The following is an 18,573-nucleotide window of genomic DNA, read 5'->3' as shown; positions in this document are numbered from 1 at the left end:
GCCCATGACTACTTCAGTGATTTCCGCAGCAGCAAGCACCCGGACGACGGCGTCCGCGCAGGGTTCCATTGAACTCCGGCAGGTCCGCAAGACGTACGGCGACGTCGTAGCCGTCGACGAGCTGGACCTGGTGGTGGAACCCGGCGAATTCGTCACCCTGCTGGGACCGAGCGGATCCGGCAAGACCACCACCATGATGATGGTGGCCGGCTTCGAGGAGCACACGTCCGGGAGCGTCCTGATCGACGGCAAGCCCGTGGATTCGCTCCCGCCCCGGGACCGGAACCTGGGCGTCGTGTTCCAGAACTACGCCCTCTTCCCGCACATGAGCGCCCGCGAAAACGTGGAGTTCGCGCTCCGGATGCGCAAGGTGCCCAAGACCGAACGGCGTCAACGCGCCGATAGCGCGCTGGAACGAGTGGGCCTGGGCAAGATGGGCGACCGCAAGCCCCGTCAGCTCTCCGGCGGACAGCAGCAGCGCGTCGCCCTGGCCCGCGCGCTGGTGTTCAACCCGGCCGCGCTGCTCCTGGACGAGCCCATGGCCGCCCTCGACAAGCGGCTCCGCGAACACATGCAGGAAGAGATCAAGACGCTGCAGAAGAGCCTGGGCATCTCCGTCCTTTTCGTCACGCACGACCAGGACGAGGCGATGGCCATGTCCGACCGGATCGTGGTGATGAAGGACGGCAGGATCGTCCAGTCGGGCCCGCCCGAAGAGGTCTACAACCACCCGCTCACGGACTGGGTGGCCAGCTTCCTGGGCGACACCAACCTCATCCCGTGCACCGTCCTGGAACGCAAGGACGGCGAGGCGCTGGTTGACCTCGGCGGTCTGGGCCTGGGCAGGGTTCGCGACCGCGGCGTCACCGGCGAGAACTACGCCGTGTCCATCCGTCCCGAACACCTCAAGTTCAGCTCCGAAGCAGGCACGGATAACTGCGGCAGGGCGGCGCTGGTTTCCTCGACCAACCTGGGCGCCACCGTGCGCCACCGCCTCACGGCCGGCGGCCACGAGCTGCAGGTGCGCGAACTCAGTTCAGATGCGACGGGTCGGCCCGCGCCAGGCGCGGAGCTGTTCGTGACCTGGGAGCCGGACAAGGCCCAGCTGCTGGTTCTGGAGCAGTAGGTCCGCCCGGGGAGCTGCCGGGGATGCCGGGCAGTTCCCCGGAGCCTGCCGCCGCAGGGCCAGGGGTCTAGGTGTCAAGCAGGTTTTCGTAGCCCTCCGCCACGGTCGTGGCAGTGAATTCGATGACCTCGAACTCGGCCACACCGTTGCTGTAGAAGGGGTCCTTGGCCAATGCAGCATCCAGTGTGGTTCGGTCGGCCTTGGACAACAGCACACCGCCCACCGCGGGAACCTGGCGTCCGGACGCCAGGAACACGCCGTCGTCGAACGCCTGCTTAACCCAGGCCATATGCGCGGGGCGGTGATAGTCCACAATGTCTTCGGGCACCTTGTAGGTCAGCGATACAACAAACATAGGGCCAGCCTACTCGGATGGGTCCAGGGGAACTGGTGCGTCACTTGAACGCTCAACCACGCTCTGCTTCTAGAATGGACGCATGACCGAACCGCGCTGGCTCAATGCCGACGAACGACGTGCCTGGCTGGCACTCCTGAGCATCAACACGCTGCTGCCTGCTGCCCTGGACAACCAGCTCCACACCGCCGGCAAGGTGTCCCTGTTTGATTACAACGTCATGGCCATGCTGTCCGAGGCCGAAGGCCGTTTCCTGCCGATGAGCCAGCTGGCGGCCCGCACCAGTTCCTCGCTGTCCCGGCTCTCGCACGTGGTTGCCAAACTGGAGAAGCGCGGATGGCTGGAGCGGCGTCCGCACCCCCGCGATGCCCGGGTCACCACCGCACACCTGTCCGACGTCGGGATGGCCACTTTGGAGGCGCTCGCACCGGGGCACGTGGAGGCAGTGCGTACCAAGTTCCTGGACGCCCTGACGGAACGCGACGTCAATGACCTCGCCCGCATCGGCGAAAAGATCGTGGCCCGGCTGGACGATGACCACTGGATCCTGCGCGAGACCGAAAGCCGGCCGTAGGCCGCAGCTCTGACGGACACCCTCCGGACGGGCTCCGTCTTGGTTGCTCCCGGCAACAGGTGAAAGACTGACGCCATGGACTTTTCCGCACGGTATGTAGCGCTCGGCGACTCCTTCACGGAGGGCGTCGGGGATGACGATCCCGGCCGTCCCAACGGTGTCCGCGGCTGGGCGGACCGTGTGGCGGAGCAACTGGGCGCGGCGGATCCCGGCTTCGGCTACGCCAACCTGGCCATCCGCGGCAGGAAGCTCCGCCAGATCATGGCAGAACAGGTGGACGCCGCCGTCGACCTTAACCCCACTTTGGTGACTATTTACGCAGGCGCCAACGACATTCTGCGGCCCAAGATCGACATCGACGATCTGCTGGCGGAATACGACGCCGGCATCCGCAAGCTGGCGGCGACCGGCGCCACCGTGGTGATGTTCACCGGCTTCGACGCGCGCGGCTCCAAGGTTTTTAGCACCATGCGCGGCCGCACCGCCATCTATAACGAGCTGGTCCGCGGCATTGCCGGGGACCATGGGGCGTTGCTGGTGGATTACTGGCGCTTCAACGAGTACTACGACTGGGGCATGTGGGCCCAGGACCGGATGCACATGTCTGCCGCCGGGCACGCCAACATGGCCAAGCGGGTCCTTACCGTCCTGGAGCACGACCACTCGATTGAAGTCCCGCCCATGACCCCGGTGCCGGAACTGAACCGGGCCGAAGCCATCCGCGCCAACGCCCGCTGGGTCCGCGAATTCGCCGGCCCGTGGGTGGTCCGCCGCGTCACCGGCAAGTCCTCGGGTGACGGACTGGAGCCCAAGTACGCCCAGCTCACCCGCCTCTGAGGCAGCCCCCCTTATACACCGTCTTATCCACAGTCCGAGCCCGGATTGGTCTTTAATTGCGCGAACTCGTAGACTTGGTGAGCGCTAAGTGCGCGGAGCGTGCGCAATTGCTCCGGTGGCCCGGTAATTTTCTCCAGGGTAGCCGGTAGTTAGGGGCTCAAGTTGCGTGACTAACCGTTCACCCTGATCACTTTGGGTCGCACTTAGCCGCATGATCCTGCAGCAGATATGCGGATCATTACATTCAATTCTTGAGGAGAAGTCATGGCAGCACACTGCCAAGTGACCGGAGCCGAGCCGGGCTTTGGGCACAGCATTTCGCACTCGCACCGTCGCAACAAGCGTCGGTTCGATCCGAACATCCAGAAGAAGCGCTACTGGGTTCCGTCCCTGCGCCGTAACGTCACTCTGCAGCTTTCTGCAAAGGGCATCAAGACCATCGACGTGCGCGGCATCGACGTAGTCGTCGCCGCCATCCTTGCTCGGGGAGTGAAGCTCTAATGGCTAAGGACAAGGACGTACGTCCGATCATCAAGCTCAAGTCGACTGCGGGCACGGGTTACACTTACGTGACGCGGAAGAACCGTCGTAACGACCCGGACCGTATGGTTCTGAAGAAGTACGATCCCAAGATCCGTCAGCACGTCGAATTCCGAGAGGAGCGCTAAACACATGGCTAAGAAGTCAATGATCGCAAAGAACGAACAGCGTAAAGTCATCGTTGAGCGTTACGCTGCAAAGCGCCTCGAACTGAAGAAGGCTCTGGTTGACCCCAACTCGACCGACGAAGTTCGCGAAGCAGCACGCCTCGGCCTGCAGAAGCTTCCCCGCAACGCGTCGCCCGTCCGTCTGCGTAACCGCGACATCATCGACGGCCGTCCCCGCGGTACCTTCCAGAAGTTCGGTATCTCCCGTGTTCGCTTCCGCGACATGGCTCACCGCGGTGAGCTCCCGGGCATCACCAAGTCTTCCTGGTAATCCAGCACCGCTGATTCCAGCTGCTTGAGAAGGGCCGGCAACCGTTTGGTTGCCGGCCCTTCTGCGTTTAAGGCCTCCGGCGATCGGGCCTCCGGTGATCGAGCGTGTCGAGATCCGTGAGAGGCGTCGGCCGTTGTGCCGCAGCACACAGAACTCACTTACGACGGCGGCGCCCGAATTTGGGTGCCGATATCGGCTTTGGGCCCGGAATGGCGGGGTTAGGGCCCGTTGTGGGGGTGGATTTGCGGTGGGGGTTGGGTGGGTGTATTGTTTTCTAAGTCGCCGCGAGGGGAACAGCGAAGAGCTGGTTACCGCGGGCGGCCAAACCCCCTAATTCAAGACCAAATGTTGGTTGTTCTTTTGAGCGCCTTTGTTTGGTGGGGATGTGTTTTCTGCTGGTGCGGGTCCTGGAATATGGATTTGCATCGGGGCGGGAAACCGGGTAAGTTTGAAAAGTTGCTCCGGAGCGATCCACGGCCATTGAAATGGTTGTGGTGGTGCCGGGTGTGTCTGTTGTTTGAGAACTCAATAGTGTGCCAAGTTTGTTGATACCAATTTATTGTATTGAATTGGTTGAATTGACTGGATTATGCCACCCCGTGGTGTGGTCTGGTTTTTACAGCTGGTTTCAAATTTTGTGCAGCCATTTTATCCTGTTATTTCCGGGGTTGGTGGTTGTGTCTGTTTTACTTCAACGGAGAGTTTGATCCTGGCTCAGGATGAACGCTGGCGGCGTGCTTAACACATGCAAGTCGAACGATGATCCCAGCTTGCTGGGGGATTAGTGGCGAACGGGTGAGTAACACGTGAGTAACCTGCCCTTAACTCTGGGATAAGCCTGGGAAACTGGGTCTAATACCGGATATGACTCCTCATCGCATGGTGGGGGGTGGAAAGCTTTATTGTGGTTTTGGATGGACTCGCGGCCTATCAGCTTGTTGGTGAGGTAATGGCTCACCAAGGCGACGACGGGTAGCCGGCCTGAGAGGGTGACCGGCCACACTGGGACTGAGACACGGCCCAGACTCCTACGGGAGGCAGCAGTGGGGAATATTGCACAATGGGCGAAAGCCTGATGCAGCGACGCCGCGTGAGGGATGACGGCCTTCGGGTTGTAAACCTCTTTCAGTAGGGAAGAAGCGAAAGTGACGGTACCTGCAGAAGAAGCGCCGGCTAACTACGTGCCAGCAGCCGCGGTAATACGTAGGGCGCAAGCGTTATCCGGAATTATTGGGCGTAAAGAGCTCGTAGGCGGTTTGTCGCGTCTGCCGTGAAAGTCCGGGGCTCAACTCCGGATCTGCGGTGGGTACGGGCAGACTAGAGTGATGTAGGGGAGACTGGAATTCCTGGTGTAGCGGTGAAATGCGCAGATATCAGGAGGAACACCGATGGCGAAGGCAGGTCTCTGGGCATTAACTGACGCTGAGGAGCGAAAGCATGGGGAGCGAACAGGATTAGATACCCTGGTAGTCCATGCCGTAAACGTTGGGCACTAGGTGTGGGGGACATTCCACGTTTTCCGCGCCGTAGCTAACGCATTAAGTGCCCCGCCTGGGGAGTACGGCCGCAAGGCTAAAACTCAAAGGAATTGACGGGGGCCCGCACAAGCGGCGGAGCATGCGGATTAATTCGATGCAACGCGAAGAACCTTACCAAGGCTTGACATGAACCGGAAATGCCTGGAAACAGGTGCCCCGCTTGCGGTCGGTTTACAGGTGGTGCATGGTTGTCGTCAGCTCGTGTCGTGAGATGTTGGGTTAAGTCCCGCAACGAGCGCAACCCTCGTTCTATGTTGCCAGCGCGTTATGGCGGGGACTCATAGGAGACTGCCGGGGTCAACTCGGAGGAAGGTGGGGACGACGTCAAATCATCATGCCCCTTATGTCTTGGGCTTCACGCATGCTACAATGGCCGGTACAAAGGGTTGCGATACTGTGAGGTGGAGCTAATCCCAAAAAGCCGGTCTCAGTTCGGATTGGGGTCTGCAACTCGACCCCATGAAGTCGGAGTCGCTAGTAATCGCAGATCAGCAACGCTGCGGTGAATACGTTCCCGGGCCTTGTACACACCGCCCGTCAAGTCACGAAAGTTGGTAACACCCGAAGCCGGTGGCCTAACCCCTTGTGGGAGGGAGCTGTCGAAGGTGGGACTGGCGATTGGGACTAAGTCGTAACAAGGTAGCCGTACCGGAAGGTGCGGCTGGATCACCTCCTTTCTAAGGAGCACCTACAACCACCCTGCCGGATGCAATGTCCGTGTGGTGGGGTTGTCAGGAGTATATGCCCGTTGCGCAGACGATTGTTCTGCGGCGGGTGCTCAAGGGTGGAATATCAATGAATAGCGGCCGCTTGTTTCTTTCCTCGCCCAGTACGGATGGTTTCCTCGGAAGCTTCTCCTGGATCGGTGTGGGTTGGGGGTGGGTGGTTTAGTGTTTGGCACACTGTTGGGTCCTGAGGCAACAGGGCCGGGTTTTCCCGGTACTTGTTTGTTTCTGGTTTCCTGGCTGCATCGAGCGCGCACTTTTTTGTGTGTGGGGTGTGTGGTTTGGGGTTGTTGTTTGAGAACTACATAGTGGACGCGAGCATCTTTTATAAGAAGCAATTTCCAAGAATTATGAACCTGGATCTGTCTGCACTCTTTTGGGTGTGGGTGGTTTTCATGGTTCTCTCGAAAATTAGCGTTTTTGATCTTTTGTGGTCAAGTTTTTAAGAGCACACGGTGGATGCCTTGGCATTAGGAGCCGAAGAAGGACGTAGGAATCTGCGATAAGCCTGGGGGAGTCGATAACCGGACTGTGATCCCAGGGTGTCCGAATGGGGAAACCCCGCCAGGGGCGCGAGCTGCCTGGTGACCCGCATCTGAACACATAGGGTGCGTGGAGGGAACGCGGGGAAGTGAAACATCTCAGTACCCGCAGGAAGAGAAAACAATAGTGATTCCGTCAGTAGTGGCGAGCGAACGCGGATCAGGCTAAACCGTTCCATGTGTGATAGCCGGCGGGCGTTGCATGGTCGGGGTTGTGGGACTTTCCATACCAGTTCTGCCGGACTGGTGAGGTGTGATGTGCAGGCATAGGTGAACGGTCTTGAAAGGCCGGCCAGAGAGGGTGTGAGCCCCGTAACCGAAATGTTTTGTGCCGCCTGGAGAGTATCCCAAGTAGCACGGGGCCCGAGAAATCCCGTGTGAATCTGTCAGGACCACCTGATAAGCCTAAATACTCCCTAATGACCGATAGCGGACCAGTACCGTGAGGGAAAGGTGAAAAGTACCCCGGGAGGGGAGTGAAACAGTACCTGAAACCGTGTGCTTACAATCCGTCGGAGCAGCCTTGTAGTTGTGACGGCGTGCCTTTTGAAGAATGAGCCTGCGAGTTAGTGTTACGTCGCGAGGTTAACCCGTGTGGGGAAGCCGTAGCGAAAGCGAGTCTGAATAGGGCGTTGCAGTGGCGTGATCTAGACCCGAAGCGAAGTGATCTACCCATGGCCAGGTTGAAGCGACGGTAAGACGTCGTGGAGGACCGAACCCACTTCAGTTGAAAATGGAGGGGATGAGCTGTGGGTAGGGGTGAAAGGCCAATCAAACTTCGTGATAGCTGGTTCTCCCCGAAATGCATTTAGGTGCAGCGTTGCGTGTTTCTTGCTGGAGGTAGAGCTACTGGATGGCTAATGGGCCCTACAAGGTTACTGACGTCAGCCAAACTCCGAATGCCGGTAAGTGAGAGCGCAGCAGTGAGACTGTGGGGGATAAGCTTCATAGTCGAGAGGGAAACAGCCCAGACCACCAACTAAGGCCCCTAAGCGTGTGCTAAGTGGGAAAGGATGTGGAGTTGCGAAGACAACCAGGAGGTTGGCTTAGAAGCAGCCATCCTTAAAAGAGTGCGTAATAGCTCACTGGTCAAGTGATTCCGCGCCGACAATGTAGCGGGGCTCAAGTACACCGCCGAAGTTGTGGATTTCAGATATTAGCTAAGCCGCCCCTTGTGGGTTGGTTCAGGCGTCTGGAGTGGTAGGGGAGCGTCGTGTGGGCAGTGAAGTCGCGGTGTAAACCAGCGGTGGAGCCTACACGAGTGAGAATGCAGGCATGAGTAGCGAAAGACGGGTGAGAAACCCGTCCGCCGAATGATCAAGGGTTCCAGGGTCAAGCTAATCTGCCCTGGGTAAGTCGGGACCTAAGGCGAGGCCGACAGGCGTAGTCGATGGACAACGGGTTGATATTCCCGTACCGGCGAAAAACCGTCCATGTTGAACAGGGGATACTAACCGCCCGAAACCTGCCTGACCGCCCTTGTGGTGGAAGGGTTTTGGTGGAGCGCGGGACCTGATCCTGGGAGGCAAGCGTATTAACAGGTGTGACGCAGGAAGGTAGCCAAGCCGGGCGATGGTTGTCCCGGTCTAAGGATGTAGGGCGAACGGTAGGCAAATCCGCCGTTCATGATGCCTGAGATCTGATGGGACCCCCTCACGGGGGATTTGGTGATCCTATGCTGCCGAGAAAAGCATCGACGCGAGGTTTTAGCCGCCCGTACCCCAAACCGACACAGGTGATCAGGTAGAGAATACTAAGGCGATCGAGAGAATTATGGTTAAGGAACTCGGCAAAATGCCCCCGTAACTTCGGGAGAAGGGGGGCCCCAACCTTGAACACCACTTGCTGGTGGGAGGGGATCGGGGCCGCAGAGACCAGGGGGAAGCGACTGTTTACTAAAAACACAGGTCCGTGCGAAGTCGCAAGACGATGTATACGGACTGACTCCTGCCCGGTGCTGGAAGGTTAAGAGGACCGGTTAGCCTTACGGCGAAGCTGAGAATTCAAGCCCCAGTAAACGGCGGTGGTAACTATAACCATCCTAAGGTAGCGAAATTCCTTGTCGGGTAAGTTCCGACCTGCACGAATGGAGTAACGACTTCCCCGCTGTCTCAACCATAAACTCGGCGAAATTGCAGTACGAGTAAAGATGCTCGTTACGCGCAGCAGGACGGAAAGACCCCGAGACCTTTACTATAGTTTGGTATTGGTGTTCGGAGTGGCTTGTGTAGGATAGGTGGGAGACGTTGAAGCCCGGACGCCAGTTCGGGTGGAGTCATCGTTGAAATACCACTCTGGTCACTTTGGACATCTAACTTCGGCCCGTAATCCGGGTCAGGGACAGTGCCTGATGGGTAGTTTAACTGGGGCGGTTGCCTCCTAAAAAGTAACGGAGGCGCCCAAAGGTTCCCTCAGCCTGGTTGGCAATCAGGTGTCGAGTGTAAGTGCACAAGGGAGCTTGACTGTGAGAGAGACATCTCGAGCAGGGACGAAAGTCGGGACTAGTGATCCGGCGGTACATTGTGGAATGGCCGTCGCTCAACGGATAAAAGGTACCTCGGGGATAACAGGCTGATCTTGCCCAAGAGTCCATATCGACGGCATGGTTTGGCACCTCGATGTCGGCTCGTCGCATCCTGGGGCTGGAGTAGGTCCCAAGGGTTGGGCTGTTCGCCCATTAAAGCGGTACGCGAGCTGGGTTTAGAACGTCGTGAGACAGTTCGGTCCCTATCCGCTGCGCGCGCAGGAAATTTGAGAAGGGCTGTCCTTAGTACGAGAGGACCGGGACGGACGAACCTCTGGTGTGTCAGTTGTACTGCCAAGTGCACCGCTGATTAGCTACGTTCGGATGGGATAACCGCTGAAAGCATCTAAGCGGGAAGCTCGCTTCGAGATGAGATTTCCATACACCTTGTGTGTGAGAGGCCCCCAGCCAGACCACTGGGTTGATAGGCCGGATGTGGAAGCGAGGACTAACGACTCGTGAAGCTGACCGGTACTAATAGGCCGATAACTTACACCACACACCACCCCCGCAAACGGTTCAAAAGCGTTTGCAACCACGGGGTGGTAAAAAGAAAACAAGACTGCTTGCGTCCACTATGTGGTTCCCAAACAACAAACCCAACACGGGCTTGTTGCCCAGGGAACAAAAAACACAACACAATAACAACACCACAATGTTGTAACCACAGATTTCCCACCCCCAGCCTCAAAACTGGCGGGCCGGGTAGAAGGGTTACGGCGGTCATAGCGTGGGGGAAACGCCCGGTCCCATTCCGAACCCGGAAGCTAAGACCCACAGCGCCGATGGTACTGCACCCGGGAGGGTGTGGGAGAGTAGGTCACCGCCGGAACATCATTAAAAAATGGTCGAGAGCCCCCCAACCACCAGGTTGGGGGGCTCTCCCACGTTAACCACCACACCACAAACACCCCCGAACCGGGGACGCTCTCTCACTTAATCCAGCGAAAACCCGGACCCTCTCTCATCCTGCAGTGAATTCGGACACCCCCACAGCAATGACCGGTGGCGGCATGTTGGTTTGCCGGCTGGCGTACACCGGAGGCCGACCGGCTCCGATCGACCAGTTGGCCGGCGGGTGCCGTCGGTCGAAATCACCCGCCCTATGTGCCGGTGTACGCCTCTCGTTGTGGGCGCGCGACGTACGAACGGCGCTGACTGGGGTTGCACTCGTCAGCTGGCCGGGTCGTAGTGGAACTGCCGGACTTCTTGTGAGCAGCGGCAGGCGACCGCGATCTTCGCAGCCCATCCGAGTGCCGCCTCCCGCGAGGGCAGCTCGAGAACGGTGTAGCCGCCGTTGGGTACCTTATGGCCTGGGTATGTGCCCTCGGTGACGGTGCCGTCACCGGCCACGAGCACCGGGTGTACGTTTTCATCGATCCCGCCGCCGAAGACGTACACGCCCGCCGCCTTGGCCTCTTCGATGACTGCATGCGAGGCTTCGACCACCGCCTCGAAATCCTCCTCGGGGACCACCATGGCCTCACCAGGGAACGAGATCAGGTACTTCGTCATTCGAGGACTCCTCTGCTCCGGCGGCGCCGTCCGTCGGCTCTTCTCTGCGGCACCGCGCTAGTGCCCAACCTGATTATGGCTCCGACGCCCGACATGTGGTCAAGGTTCTGCGCCTCGGCCGACCCGCAGAACCTGCTCGATCGGCACCGTCTGAGAGCACGCTCTAAAGCGCGCGCCCGCGAGGGAGGGGTTGGCGTTAACAGCAGCCATGGATCTCTTCGACATGATCGCTCGAGCCGGTGGGCTGTCGTTCCAAGGTCACTATCCGCCGGCACCGGTGTATCGATTGCGGGTACATGTGGCACCAGACCAGGAGTGGCGACAAGTACGTTACCGTGATCGTCGACCTCACTCCGATCCGGGTGGGCACCGGAACCGCCCGCCTGGTGGGCACTCGATGAGTGCCGGCGTCGGGTCCAGCAGGCCATCCGTGGCCACCGCGGCCGTACCGGTCTATAGAGGGCACTCCAAACGAATAGGCAACTCTGCCCGGATGCATCGATTCCTGCTGCCCGCCATAGGGTGGCTGCATGACGGATGCAGCGGTCGAGACCGCGTACTCATGGAGAGCCGCCGAGTACATTGCCAGATTTGGGCCTGTAGAGTCTACACATCCGGCTGAATGGAGGCTCGTAGCTGAGTGGGTCGCACCTCTGGTGGGGCCAGTGCTGGATGTGGGATGCGGCCCGGCCATTGGGCCAGGTTCCTCGCGGACCAAGGGGCGGCGGCCGAAGGAATCGATTTGGTGCCGGCGTTTATCAAGCAAGCAGAAGCATCCTTCCCCGGCATCCCATTCCGCGTCGCCTCCCTCACGAGTCTCGGAGTTCCCGAAGGATATGCATCCTAGTGCAGCCGGCTTCGAAACCGTCTCCCATCAGAGAAGAACTGATCCTGGTCATCGGCCGCACGCCGCCATCATTGCACGCCTGAGCCGTTCTTAGTCGACATGGCCGGCAGGGACGCGCACAGAGGTTCACGATAGGGCGAACCTACGACACGGCAGAGGTTCCGAGCTGCCACCGGAGAGTCCACAGCCTTGGTCGTCTCGGCTGCTGGCCATTCCCTGCGTGATGTGATCCAGTCAACAGAAACCCGTTCTGGCCGAATAGTGCACCGGGACTCCGGTGAGCCCCTCAGATTCCCCGCCACGACGCGGATCTTGGGGCATAGGGCCTGTTGTGGGGTGGATTTGCGGTGGGGGTTGGGTGGGTGTATTGTTTTCTAAGTCGCCGCGAGGGGAACAGCGAAGAGCTGGTTACCGCGGGCGGCCAAACCCCCTAATTCAAGACCAAATGTTGGTTGTTCTTTTGAGCGCCTTTGTTTGGTGGGGATGTGTTTTCTGCTGGTGCGGGTCCTGGAATATGGATTTGCATCGGGGCGGGAAACCGGGTAACTTTGAAAAGTTGCTCCGGAGCGATCCACGGCCGATTGAAATGGTTGTGGTGGTGCCGGGTGTGTCTGTTGTTTGAGAACTCAATAGTGTGCCAAGTTTGTTGATACCAATTTATTGTATTGAATTGGTTGAATTGACTGGATTATGCCACCCCGTGGTGTGGTCTGGTTTTTACAGCTGGTTTCAAATTTTGTGCAGCCATTTTATCCTGTTATTTCCGGGGTTGGTGGTTGTGTCTGTTTTACTTCAACGGAGAGTTTGATCCTGGCTCAGGATGAACGCTGGCGGCGTGCTTAACACATGCAAGTCGAACGATGATCCCAGCTTGCTGGGGGATTAGTGGCGAACGGGTGAGTAACACGTGAGTAACCTGCCCTTAACTCTGGGATAAGCCTGGGAAACTGGGTCTAATACCGGATATGACTCCTCATCGCATGGTGGGGGGTGGAAAGCTTTATTGTGGTTTTGGATGGACTCGCGGCCTATCAGCTTGTTGGTGAGGTAATGGCTCACCAAGGCGACGACGGGTAGCCGGCCTGAGAGGGTGACCGGCCACACTGGGACTGAGACACGGCCCAGACTCCTACGGGAGGCAGCAGTGGGGAATATTGCACAATGGGCGAAAGCCTGATGCAGCGACGCCGCGTGAGGGATGACGGCCTTCGGGTTGTAAACCTCTTTCAGTAGGGAAGAAGCGAAAGTGACGGTACCTGCAGAAGAAGCGCCGGCTAACTACGTGCCAGCAGCCGCGGTAATACGTAGGGCGCAAGCGTTATCCGGAATTATTGGGCGTAAAGAGCTCGTAGGCGGTTTGTCGCGTCTGCCGTGAAAGTCCGGGGCTCAACTCCGGATCTGCGGTGGGTACGGGCAGACTAGAGTGATGTAGGGGAGACTGGAATTCCTGGTGTAGCGGTGAAATGCGCAGATATCAGGAGGAACACCGATGGCGAAGGCAGGTCTCTGGGCATTAACTGACGCTGAGGAGCGAAAGCATGGGGAGCGAACAGGATTAGATACCCTGGTAGTCCATGCCGTAAACGTTGGGCACTAGGTGTGGGGACATTCCACGTTTTCCGCGCCGTAGCTAACGCATTAAGTGCCCCGCCTGGGGAGTACGGCCGCAAGGCTAAAACTCAAAGGAATTGACGGGGGCCCGCACAAGCGGCGGAGCATGCGGATTAATTCGATGCAACGCGAAGAACCTTACCAAGGCTTGACATGAACCGGAAATGCCTGGAAACAGGTGCCCCGCTTGCGGTCGGTTTACAGGTGGTGCATGGTTGTCGTCAGCTCGTGTCGTGAGATGTTGGGTTAAGTCCCGCAACGAGCGCAACCCTCGTTCTATGTTGCCAGCGCGTTATGGCGGGGACTCATAGGAGACTGCCGGGGTCAACTCGGAGGAAGGTGGGGACGACGTCAAATCATCATGCCCCTTATGTCTTGGGCTTCACGCATGCTACAATGGCCGGTACAAAGGGTTGCGATACTGTGAGGTGGAGCTAATCCCAAAAAGCCGGTCTCAGTTCGGATTGGGGTCTGCAACTCGACCCCATGAAGTCGGAGTCGCTAGTAATCGCAGATCAGCAACGCTGCGGTGAATACGTTCCCGGGCCTTGTACACACCGCCCGTCAAGTCACGAAAGTTGGTAACACCCGAAGCCGGTGGCCTAACCCCTTGTGGGAGGGAGCTGTCGAAGGTGGGACTGGCGATTGGGACTAAGTCGTAACAAGGTAGCCGTACCGGAAGGTGCGGCTGGATCACCTCCTTTCTAAGGAGCACCTACAACCACCCTGCCGGATGCAATGTCCGTGTGGTGGGGTTGTCAGGAGTATATGCCCGTTGCGCAGACGATTGTTCTGCGGCGGGTGCTCAAGGGTGGAATATCAATGAATAGCGGCCGCTTGTTTCTTTCCTCGCCCAGTACGGATGGTTTCCTCGGAAGCTTCTCCTGGATCGGTGTGGGTTGGGGGTGGGTGGTTTAGTGTTTGGCACACTGTTGGGTCCTGAGGCAACAGGGCCGGGTTTTCCCGGTACTTGTTTGTTTCTGGTTTCCTGGCTGCATCGAGCGCGCACTTTTTTGTGTGTGGGGTGTGTGGTTTGGGGTTGTTGTTTGAGAACTACATAGTGGACGCGAGCATCTTTTATAAGAAGCAATTTCCAAGAATTATGAACCTGGATCTGTCTGCACTCTTTTGGGTGTGGGTGGTTTTCATGGTTCTCTCGAAAATTAGCGTTTTTGATCTTTTGTGGTCAAGTTTTTAAGAGCACACGGTGGATGCCTTGGCATTAGGAGCCGAAGAAGGACGTAGGAATCTGCGATAAGCCTGGGGGAGTCGATAACCGGACTGTGATCCCAGGGTGTCCGAATGGGGAAACCCCGCCAGGGGCGCGAGCTGCCTGGTGACCCGCATCTGAACACATAGGGTGCGTGGAGGGAACGCGGGGAAGTGAAACATCTCAGTACCCGCAGGAAGAGAAAACAATAGTGATTCCGTCAGTAGTGGCGAGCGAACGCGGATCAGGCTAAACCGTTCCATGTGTGATAGCCGGCGGGCGTTGCATGGTCGGGGTTGTGGGACTTTCCATACCAGTTCTGCCGGACTGGTGAGGTGTGATGTGCAGGCATAGGTGAACGGTCTTGAAAGGCCGGCCAGAGAGGGTGTGAGCCCCGTAACCGAAATGTTTTGTGCCGCCTGGAGAGTATCCCAAGTAGCACGGGGCCCGAGAAATCCCGTGTGAATCTGTCAGGACCACCTGATAAGCCTAAATACTCCCTAATGACCGATAGCGGACCAGTACCGTGAGGGAAAGGTGAAAAGTACCCCGGGAGGGGAGTGAAACAGTACCTGAAACCGTGTGCTTACAATCCGTCGGAGCAGCCTTGTAGTTGTGACGGCGTGCCTTTTGAAGAATGAGCCTGCGAGTTAGTGTTACGTCGCGAGGTTAACCCGTGTGGGGAAGCCGTAGCGAAAGCGAGTCTGAATAGGGCGTTGCAGTGGCGTGATCTAGACCCGAAGCGAAGTGATCTACCCATGGCCAGGTTGAAGCGACGGTAAGACGTCGTGGAGGACCGAACCCACTTCAGTTGAAAATGGAGGGGATGAGCTGTGGGTAGGGGTGAAAGGCCAATCAAACTTCGTGATAGCTGGTTCTCCCCGAAATGCATTTAGGTGCAGCGTTGCGTGTTTCTTGCTGGAGGTAGAGCTACTGGATGGCTAATGGGCCCTACAAGGTTACTGACGTCAGCCAAACTCCGAATGCCGGTAAGTGAGAGCGCAGCAGTGAGACTGTGGGGGATAAGCTTCATAGTCGAGAGGGAAACAGCCCAGACCACCAACTAAGGCCCCTAAGCGTGTGCTAAGTGGGAAAGGATGTGGAGTTGCGAAGACAACCAGGAGGTTGGCTTAGAAGCAGCCATCCTTAAAAGAGTGCGTAATAGCTCACTGGTCAAGTGATTCCGCGCCGACAATGTAGCGGGGCTCAAGTACACCGCCGAAGTTGTGGATTTCAGATATTAGCTAAGCCGCCCCTTGTGGGTTGGTTCAGGCGTCTGGAGTGGTAGGGGAGCGTCGTGTGGGCAGTGAAGTCGCGGTGTAAACCAGCGGTGGAGCCTACACGAGTGAGAATGCAGGCATGAGTAGCGAAAGACGGGTGAGAAACCCGTCCGCCGAATGATCAAGGGTTCCAGGGTCAAGCTAATCTGCCCTGGGTAAGTCGGGACCTAAGGCGAGGCCGACAGGCGTAGTCGATGGACAACGGGTTGATATTCCCGTACCGGCGAAAAACCGTCCATGTTGAACAGGGGATACTAACCGCCCGAAACCTGCCTGACCGCCCTTGTGGTGGAAGGGTTTTGGTGGAGCGCGGGACCTGATCCTGGGAGGCAAGCGTATTAACAGGTGTGACGCAGGAAGGTAGCCAAGCCGGGCGATGGTTGTCCCGGTCTAAGGATGTAGGGCGAACGGTAGGCAAATCCGCCGTTCATGATACCTGAGATCTGATGGGACCCCCTCACGGGGGGATTTGGTGATCCTATGCTGCCGAGAAAAGCATCGACGCGAGGTTTTAGCCGCCCGTACCCCAAACCGACACAGGTGATCAGGTAGAGAATACTAAGGCGATCGAGAGAATTATGGTTAAGGAACTCGGCAAAATGCCCCCGTAACTTCGGGAGAAGGGGGGCCCCAACCTTGAACACCACTTGCTGGTGGGAGGGGATCGGGGCCGCAGAGACCAGGGGGAAGCGACTGTTTACTAAAAACACAGGTCCGTGCGAAGTCGCAAGACGATGTATACGGACTGACTCCTGCCCGGTGCTGGAAGGTTAAGAGGACCGGTTAGCCTTACGGCGAAGCTGAGAATTCAAGCCCCAGTAAACGGCGGTGGTAACTATAACCATCCTAAGGTAGCGAAATTCCTTGTCGGGTAAGTTCCGACCTGCACGAATGGAGTAACGACTTCCCCGCTGTCTCAACCATAAACTCGGCGAAATTGCAGTACGAGTAAAGATGCTCGTTACGCGCAGCAGGACGGAAAGACCCCGAGACCTTTACTATAGTTTGGTATTGGTGTTCGGAGTGGCTTGTGTAGGATAGGTGGGAGACGTTGAAGCCCGGACGCCAGTTCGGGTGGAGTCATCGTTGAAATACCACTCTGGTCACTTTGGACATCTAACTTCGGCCCGTAATCCGGGTCAGGGACAGTGCCTGATGGGTAGTTTAACTGGGGCGGTTGCCTCCTAAAAAGTAACGGAGGCGCCCAAAGGTTCCCTCAGCCTGGTTGGCAATCAGGTGTCGAGTGTAAGTGCACAAGGGAGCTTGACTGTGAGAGAGACATCTCGAGCAGGGACGAAAGTCGGGACTAGTGATCCGGCGGTACATTGTGGAATGGCCGTCGCTCAACGGATAAAAGGTACCTCGGGGATAACAGGCTGATCTTGCCCAAGAGTCCATATCGACGGCATGGTTTGGCACCTCGATGTCGGCTCGTCGCATCCTGGGGCTGGAGTAGGTCCCAAGGGTTGGGCTGTTCGCCCATTAAAGCGGTACGCGAGCTGGGTTTAGAACGTCGTGAGACAGTTCGGTCCCTATCCGCTGCGCGCGCAGGAAATTTGAGAAGGGCTGTCCTTAGTACGAGAGGACCGGGACGGACGAACCTCTGGTGTGTCAGTTGTACTGCCAAGTGCACCGCTGATTAGCTACGTTCGGATGGGATAACCGCTGAAAGCATCTAAGCGGGAAGCTCGCTTCGAGATGAGATTTCCATACACCTTGTGTGTGAGAGGCCCCCAGCCAGACCACTGGGTTGATAGGCCGGATGTGGAAGCGAGGACTAACGACTCGTGAAGCTGACCGGTACTAATAGGCCGATAACTTACACCACACACCACCCCCGCAAACGGTTCAAAAGCGTTTGCAACCACGGGGTGGTAAAAAGAAAACAAGACTGCTTGCGTCCACTATGTGGTTCCCAAACAACAAACCCAACACAGGTTTGTTGCACAGGGAACAAAAAACACAACACAATAACAACACCACACCTGCCTTAACCGGCAGGAGCATGTTGTAACCACAGATTTCCCACCCCCACGCCCAAAACCGTGGAGGCCGGGTAGAAGGGTTACGGCGGTCATAGCGTGGGGGAAACGCCCGGTCCCATTCCGAACCCGGAAGCTAAGACCCACAGCGCCGATGGTACTGCACCCGGGAGGGTGTGGGAGAGTAGGTCACCGCCGGAACATCATTAAATGGTCGAGAGCCCCCCAACCACCAGGTTGGGGGGCTCTCCCACGTTAACCACCACACCACAAACACCCCCGAACCCGCACCCCACCAAAGACACGGCACCCAACACACCCGCCGCCGTCGCACCCACCAGACGCTCCGCCGTCGTGCACCACACAACCCGGCACCCGAAGTGACCGAGCGTCCGGCTGAACGTCGCACGAACTCAGAGAGCATCCGGCGGAACACTGCAGGAACTGCGAGAGCGTCCGCTGAGGGCGCAATTCCCCCGCAATTCCTTGGAAAACCGGTGATTTTAGTCAAAAAATGGCGGAAACACGCGGAATTTGCGGACCTCGGGGGCCCAAGCTGGTAAGTTTTCGAACAGTGGCTTGCACGCATGCCGCGTTCAGGCTCCAGAAATCGTGACCGTCCAGGAGGACATCAATGGCTAAGAACCGTAGTGAACTTGTTTCAGAGGTAGCAGGCAAGGCCGGCACCAGCCAGGCAGCCGTCAACTCCGTCCTCGATGCACTGTTCGAGGTATTCGAGACTTCCGTCGCCGCCGGCGAGAAGATCACCATCCCGGGCTGGCTCGCAGTTGAGCGCACCGACCGTGCAGCACGCACCGGCCGCAACCCGCAGACCGGCGAGACCATCCAGATCGCGGCAGGCCACAGCGTCAAGCTGACCGCCGGCTCCAAGCTGAAGGCTGCAGTCGCCAAGAAGAAGTAGTCTTCTT

General features: G+C 58.0%; 9 protein-coding genes and 6 rRNA genes. 13 read left to right on the top strand and 2 right to left on the bottom strand.

Annotated features, from left to right (window positions below; genetic code table 11):
- Positions 1-4: 4 nt before the first annotated feature.
- Complete coding sequence (locus NIBR502772_RS01235) at positions 5-1,126, top strand: ABC transporter ATP-binding protein (RefSeq protein ID WP_141138735.1); 1,122 nt, start codon at positions 5-7, stop codon at positions 1,124-1,126.
- A 67-nt stretch (positions 1,127-1,193) separates the two neighbouring features.
- Here the strand turns inward: NIBR502772_RS01235 and NIBR502772_RS01230 are convergent, their stop codons facing one another.
- A complete protein-coding gene (locus tag NIBR502772_RS01230; protein ID WP_104063680.1) occupies positions 1,194-1,481 on the bottom strand; it encodes a YciI family protein in 288 nt (95 codons plus the stop codon).
- 82 nt (positions 1,482-1,563) lie between these two features.
- On the opposite strand from NIBR502772_RS01230, the gene NIBR502772_RS01225 reads away from it, so the two are divergent.
- The 8 genes from NIBR502772_RS01225 (at position 1,564) to rrf (NIBR502772_RS01190) (ending at position 10,031) form a co-directional block, all read left to right on the top strand.
- Positions 1,564-2,055: a MarR family winged helix-turn-helix transcriptional regulator gene (locus NIBR502772_RS01225; RefSeq protein ID WP_056342119.1), complete on the top strand. Its 492-nt coding sequence runs from the start codon at positions 1,564-1,566 to the stop codon at positions 2,053-2,055.
- 75 nt (positions 2,056-2,130) lie between these two features.
- Positions 2,131-2,892 carry an SGNH/GDSL hydrolase family protein gene (locus NIBR502772_RS01220; protein ID WP_141138734.1) on the top strand — a complete coding sequence of 254 codons (762 nt, stop codon included), beginning with the start codon at positions 2,131-2,133 and terminating at the stop codon, positions 2,890-2,892.
- A gap of 264 nt (positions 2,893-3,156) precedes the next feature.
- Positions 3,157-3,393: a 50S ribosomal protein L28 gene (gene rpmB, locus NIBR502772_RS01215; protein WP_056342125.1), complete on the top strand. Its 237-nt coding sequence runs from the start codon at positions 3,157-3,159 to the stop codon at positions 3,391-3,393.
- Positions 3,393-3,560, top strand: coding sequence for a 50S ribosomal protein L33 (gene rpmG, locus NIBR502772_RS01210; RefSeq protein WP_013602737.1), 168 nt, complete (start codon positions 3,393-3,395; stop codon positions 3,558-3,560). The genes rpmB and rpmG overlap by 1 nt, the downstream gene beginning before the upstream one ends.
- A gap of 4 nt (positions 3,561-3,564) precedes the next feature.
- Complete coding sequence (rpsN, locus tag NIBR502772_RS01205; RefSeq protein WP_026266887.1) at positions 3,565-3,870, top strand: 30S ribosomal protein S14; 306 nt, start codon at positions 3,565-3,567, stop codon at positions 3,868-3,870.
- Positions 3,871-4,561: 691 nt separating this feature from the next.
- Positions 4,562-6,085 (top strand): 16S ribosomal RNA (locus NIBR502772_RS01200).
- Between the two features lie 480 nt (positions 6,086-6,565).
- A 23S ribosomal RNA gene (locus NIBR502772_RS01195) occupies positions 6,566-9,698 on the top strand.
- Positions 9,699-9,914: 216 nt separating this feature from the next.
- A 5S ribosomal RNA gene (rrf, locus tag NIBR502772_RS01190) occupies positions 9,915-10,031 on the top strand.
- The 16S, 23S and 5S rRNA genes sit together here, the layout of an rRNA operon.
- 341 nt (positions 10,032-10,372) lie before the next feature.
- Here rrf (NIBR502772_RS01190) and NIBR502772_RS01185 read toward each other — a convergent pair.
- The gene (locus NIBR502772_RS01185) at positions 10,373-10,714 is read right to left on the bottom strand and encodes a YciI family protein (RefSeq protein WP_141138733.1); all 342 of its coding nucleotides are present in this window, start codon (positions 10,712-10,714) and stop codon (positions 10,373-10,375) included.
- A 1,639-nt stretch (positions 10,715-12,353) separates the two neighbouring features.
- On the opposite strand from NIBR502772_RS01185, the gene NIBR502772_RS01180 reads away from it, so the two are divergent.
- From NIBR502772_RS01180 to NIBR502772_RS01165, 4 genes are all read left to right on the top strand, one after another.
- Positions 12,354-13,876, top strand: a 16S ribosomal RNA gene (locus tag NIBR502772_RS01180).
- A 480-nt stretch (positions 13,877-14,356) separates the two neighbouring features.
- A 23S ribosomal RNA gene (locus tag NIBR502772_RS01175) occupies positions 14,357-17,490 on the top strand.
- A gap of 238 nt (positions 17,491-17,728) precedes the next feature.
- Positions 17,729-17,845: ribosomal RNA gene (rrf, locus tag NIBR502772_RS01170) — 5S ribosomal RNA — on the top strand.
- Positions 17,846-18,278: 433 nt separating this feature from the next.
- Entirely contained in the window at positions 18,279-18,566 is a 288-nt protein-coding gene (locus NIBR502772_RS01165) for an HU family DNA-binding protein (RefSeq protein ID WP_056341443.1), read from the top strand.
- Positions 18,567-18,573 lie beyond the last annotated feature (7 nt).

Source organism: Pseudarthrobacter sp. NIBRBAC000502772 (assembly GCF_006517235.1).
GTDB lineage: Bacteria > Actinomycetota > Actinomycetes > Actinomycetales > Micrococcaceae > Arthrobacter.
This window is presented reverse-complemented; position numbering and strand designations above follow the sequence as displayed.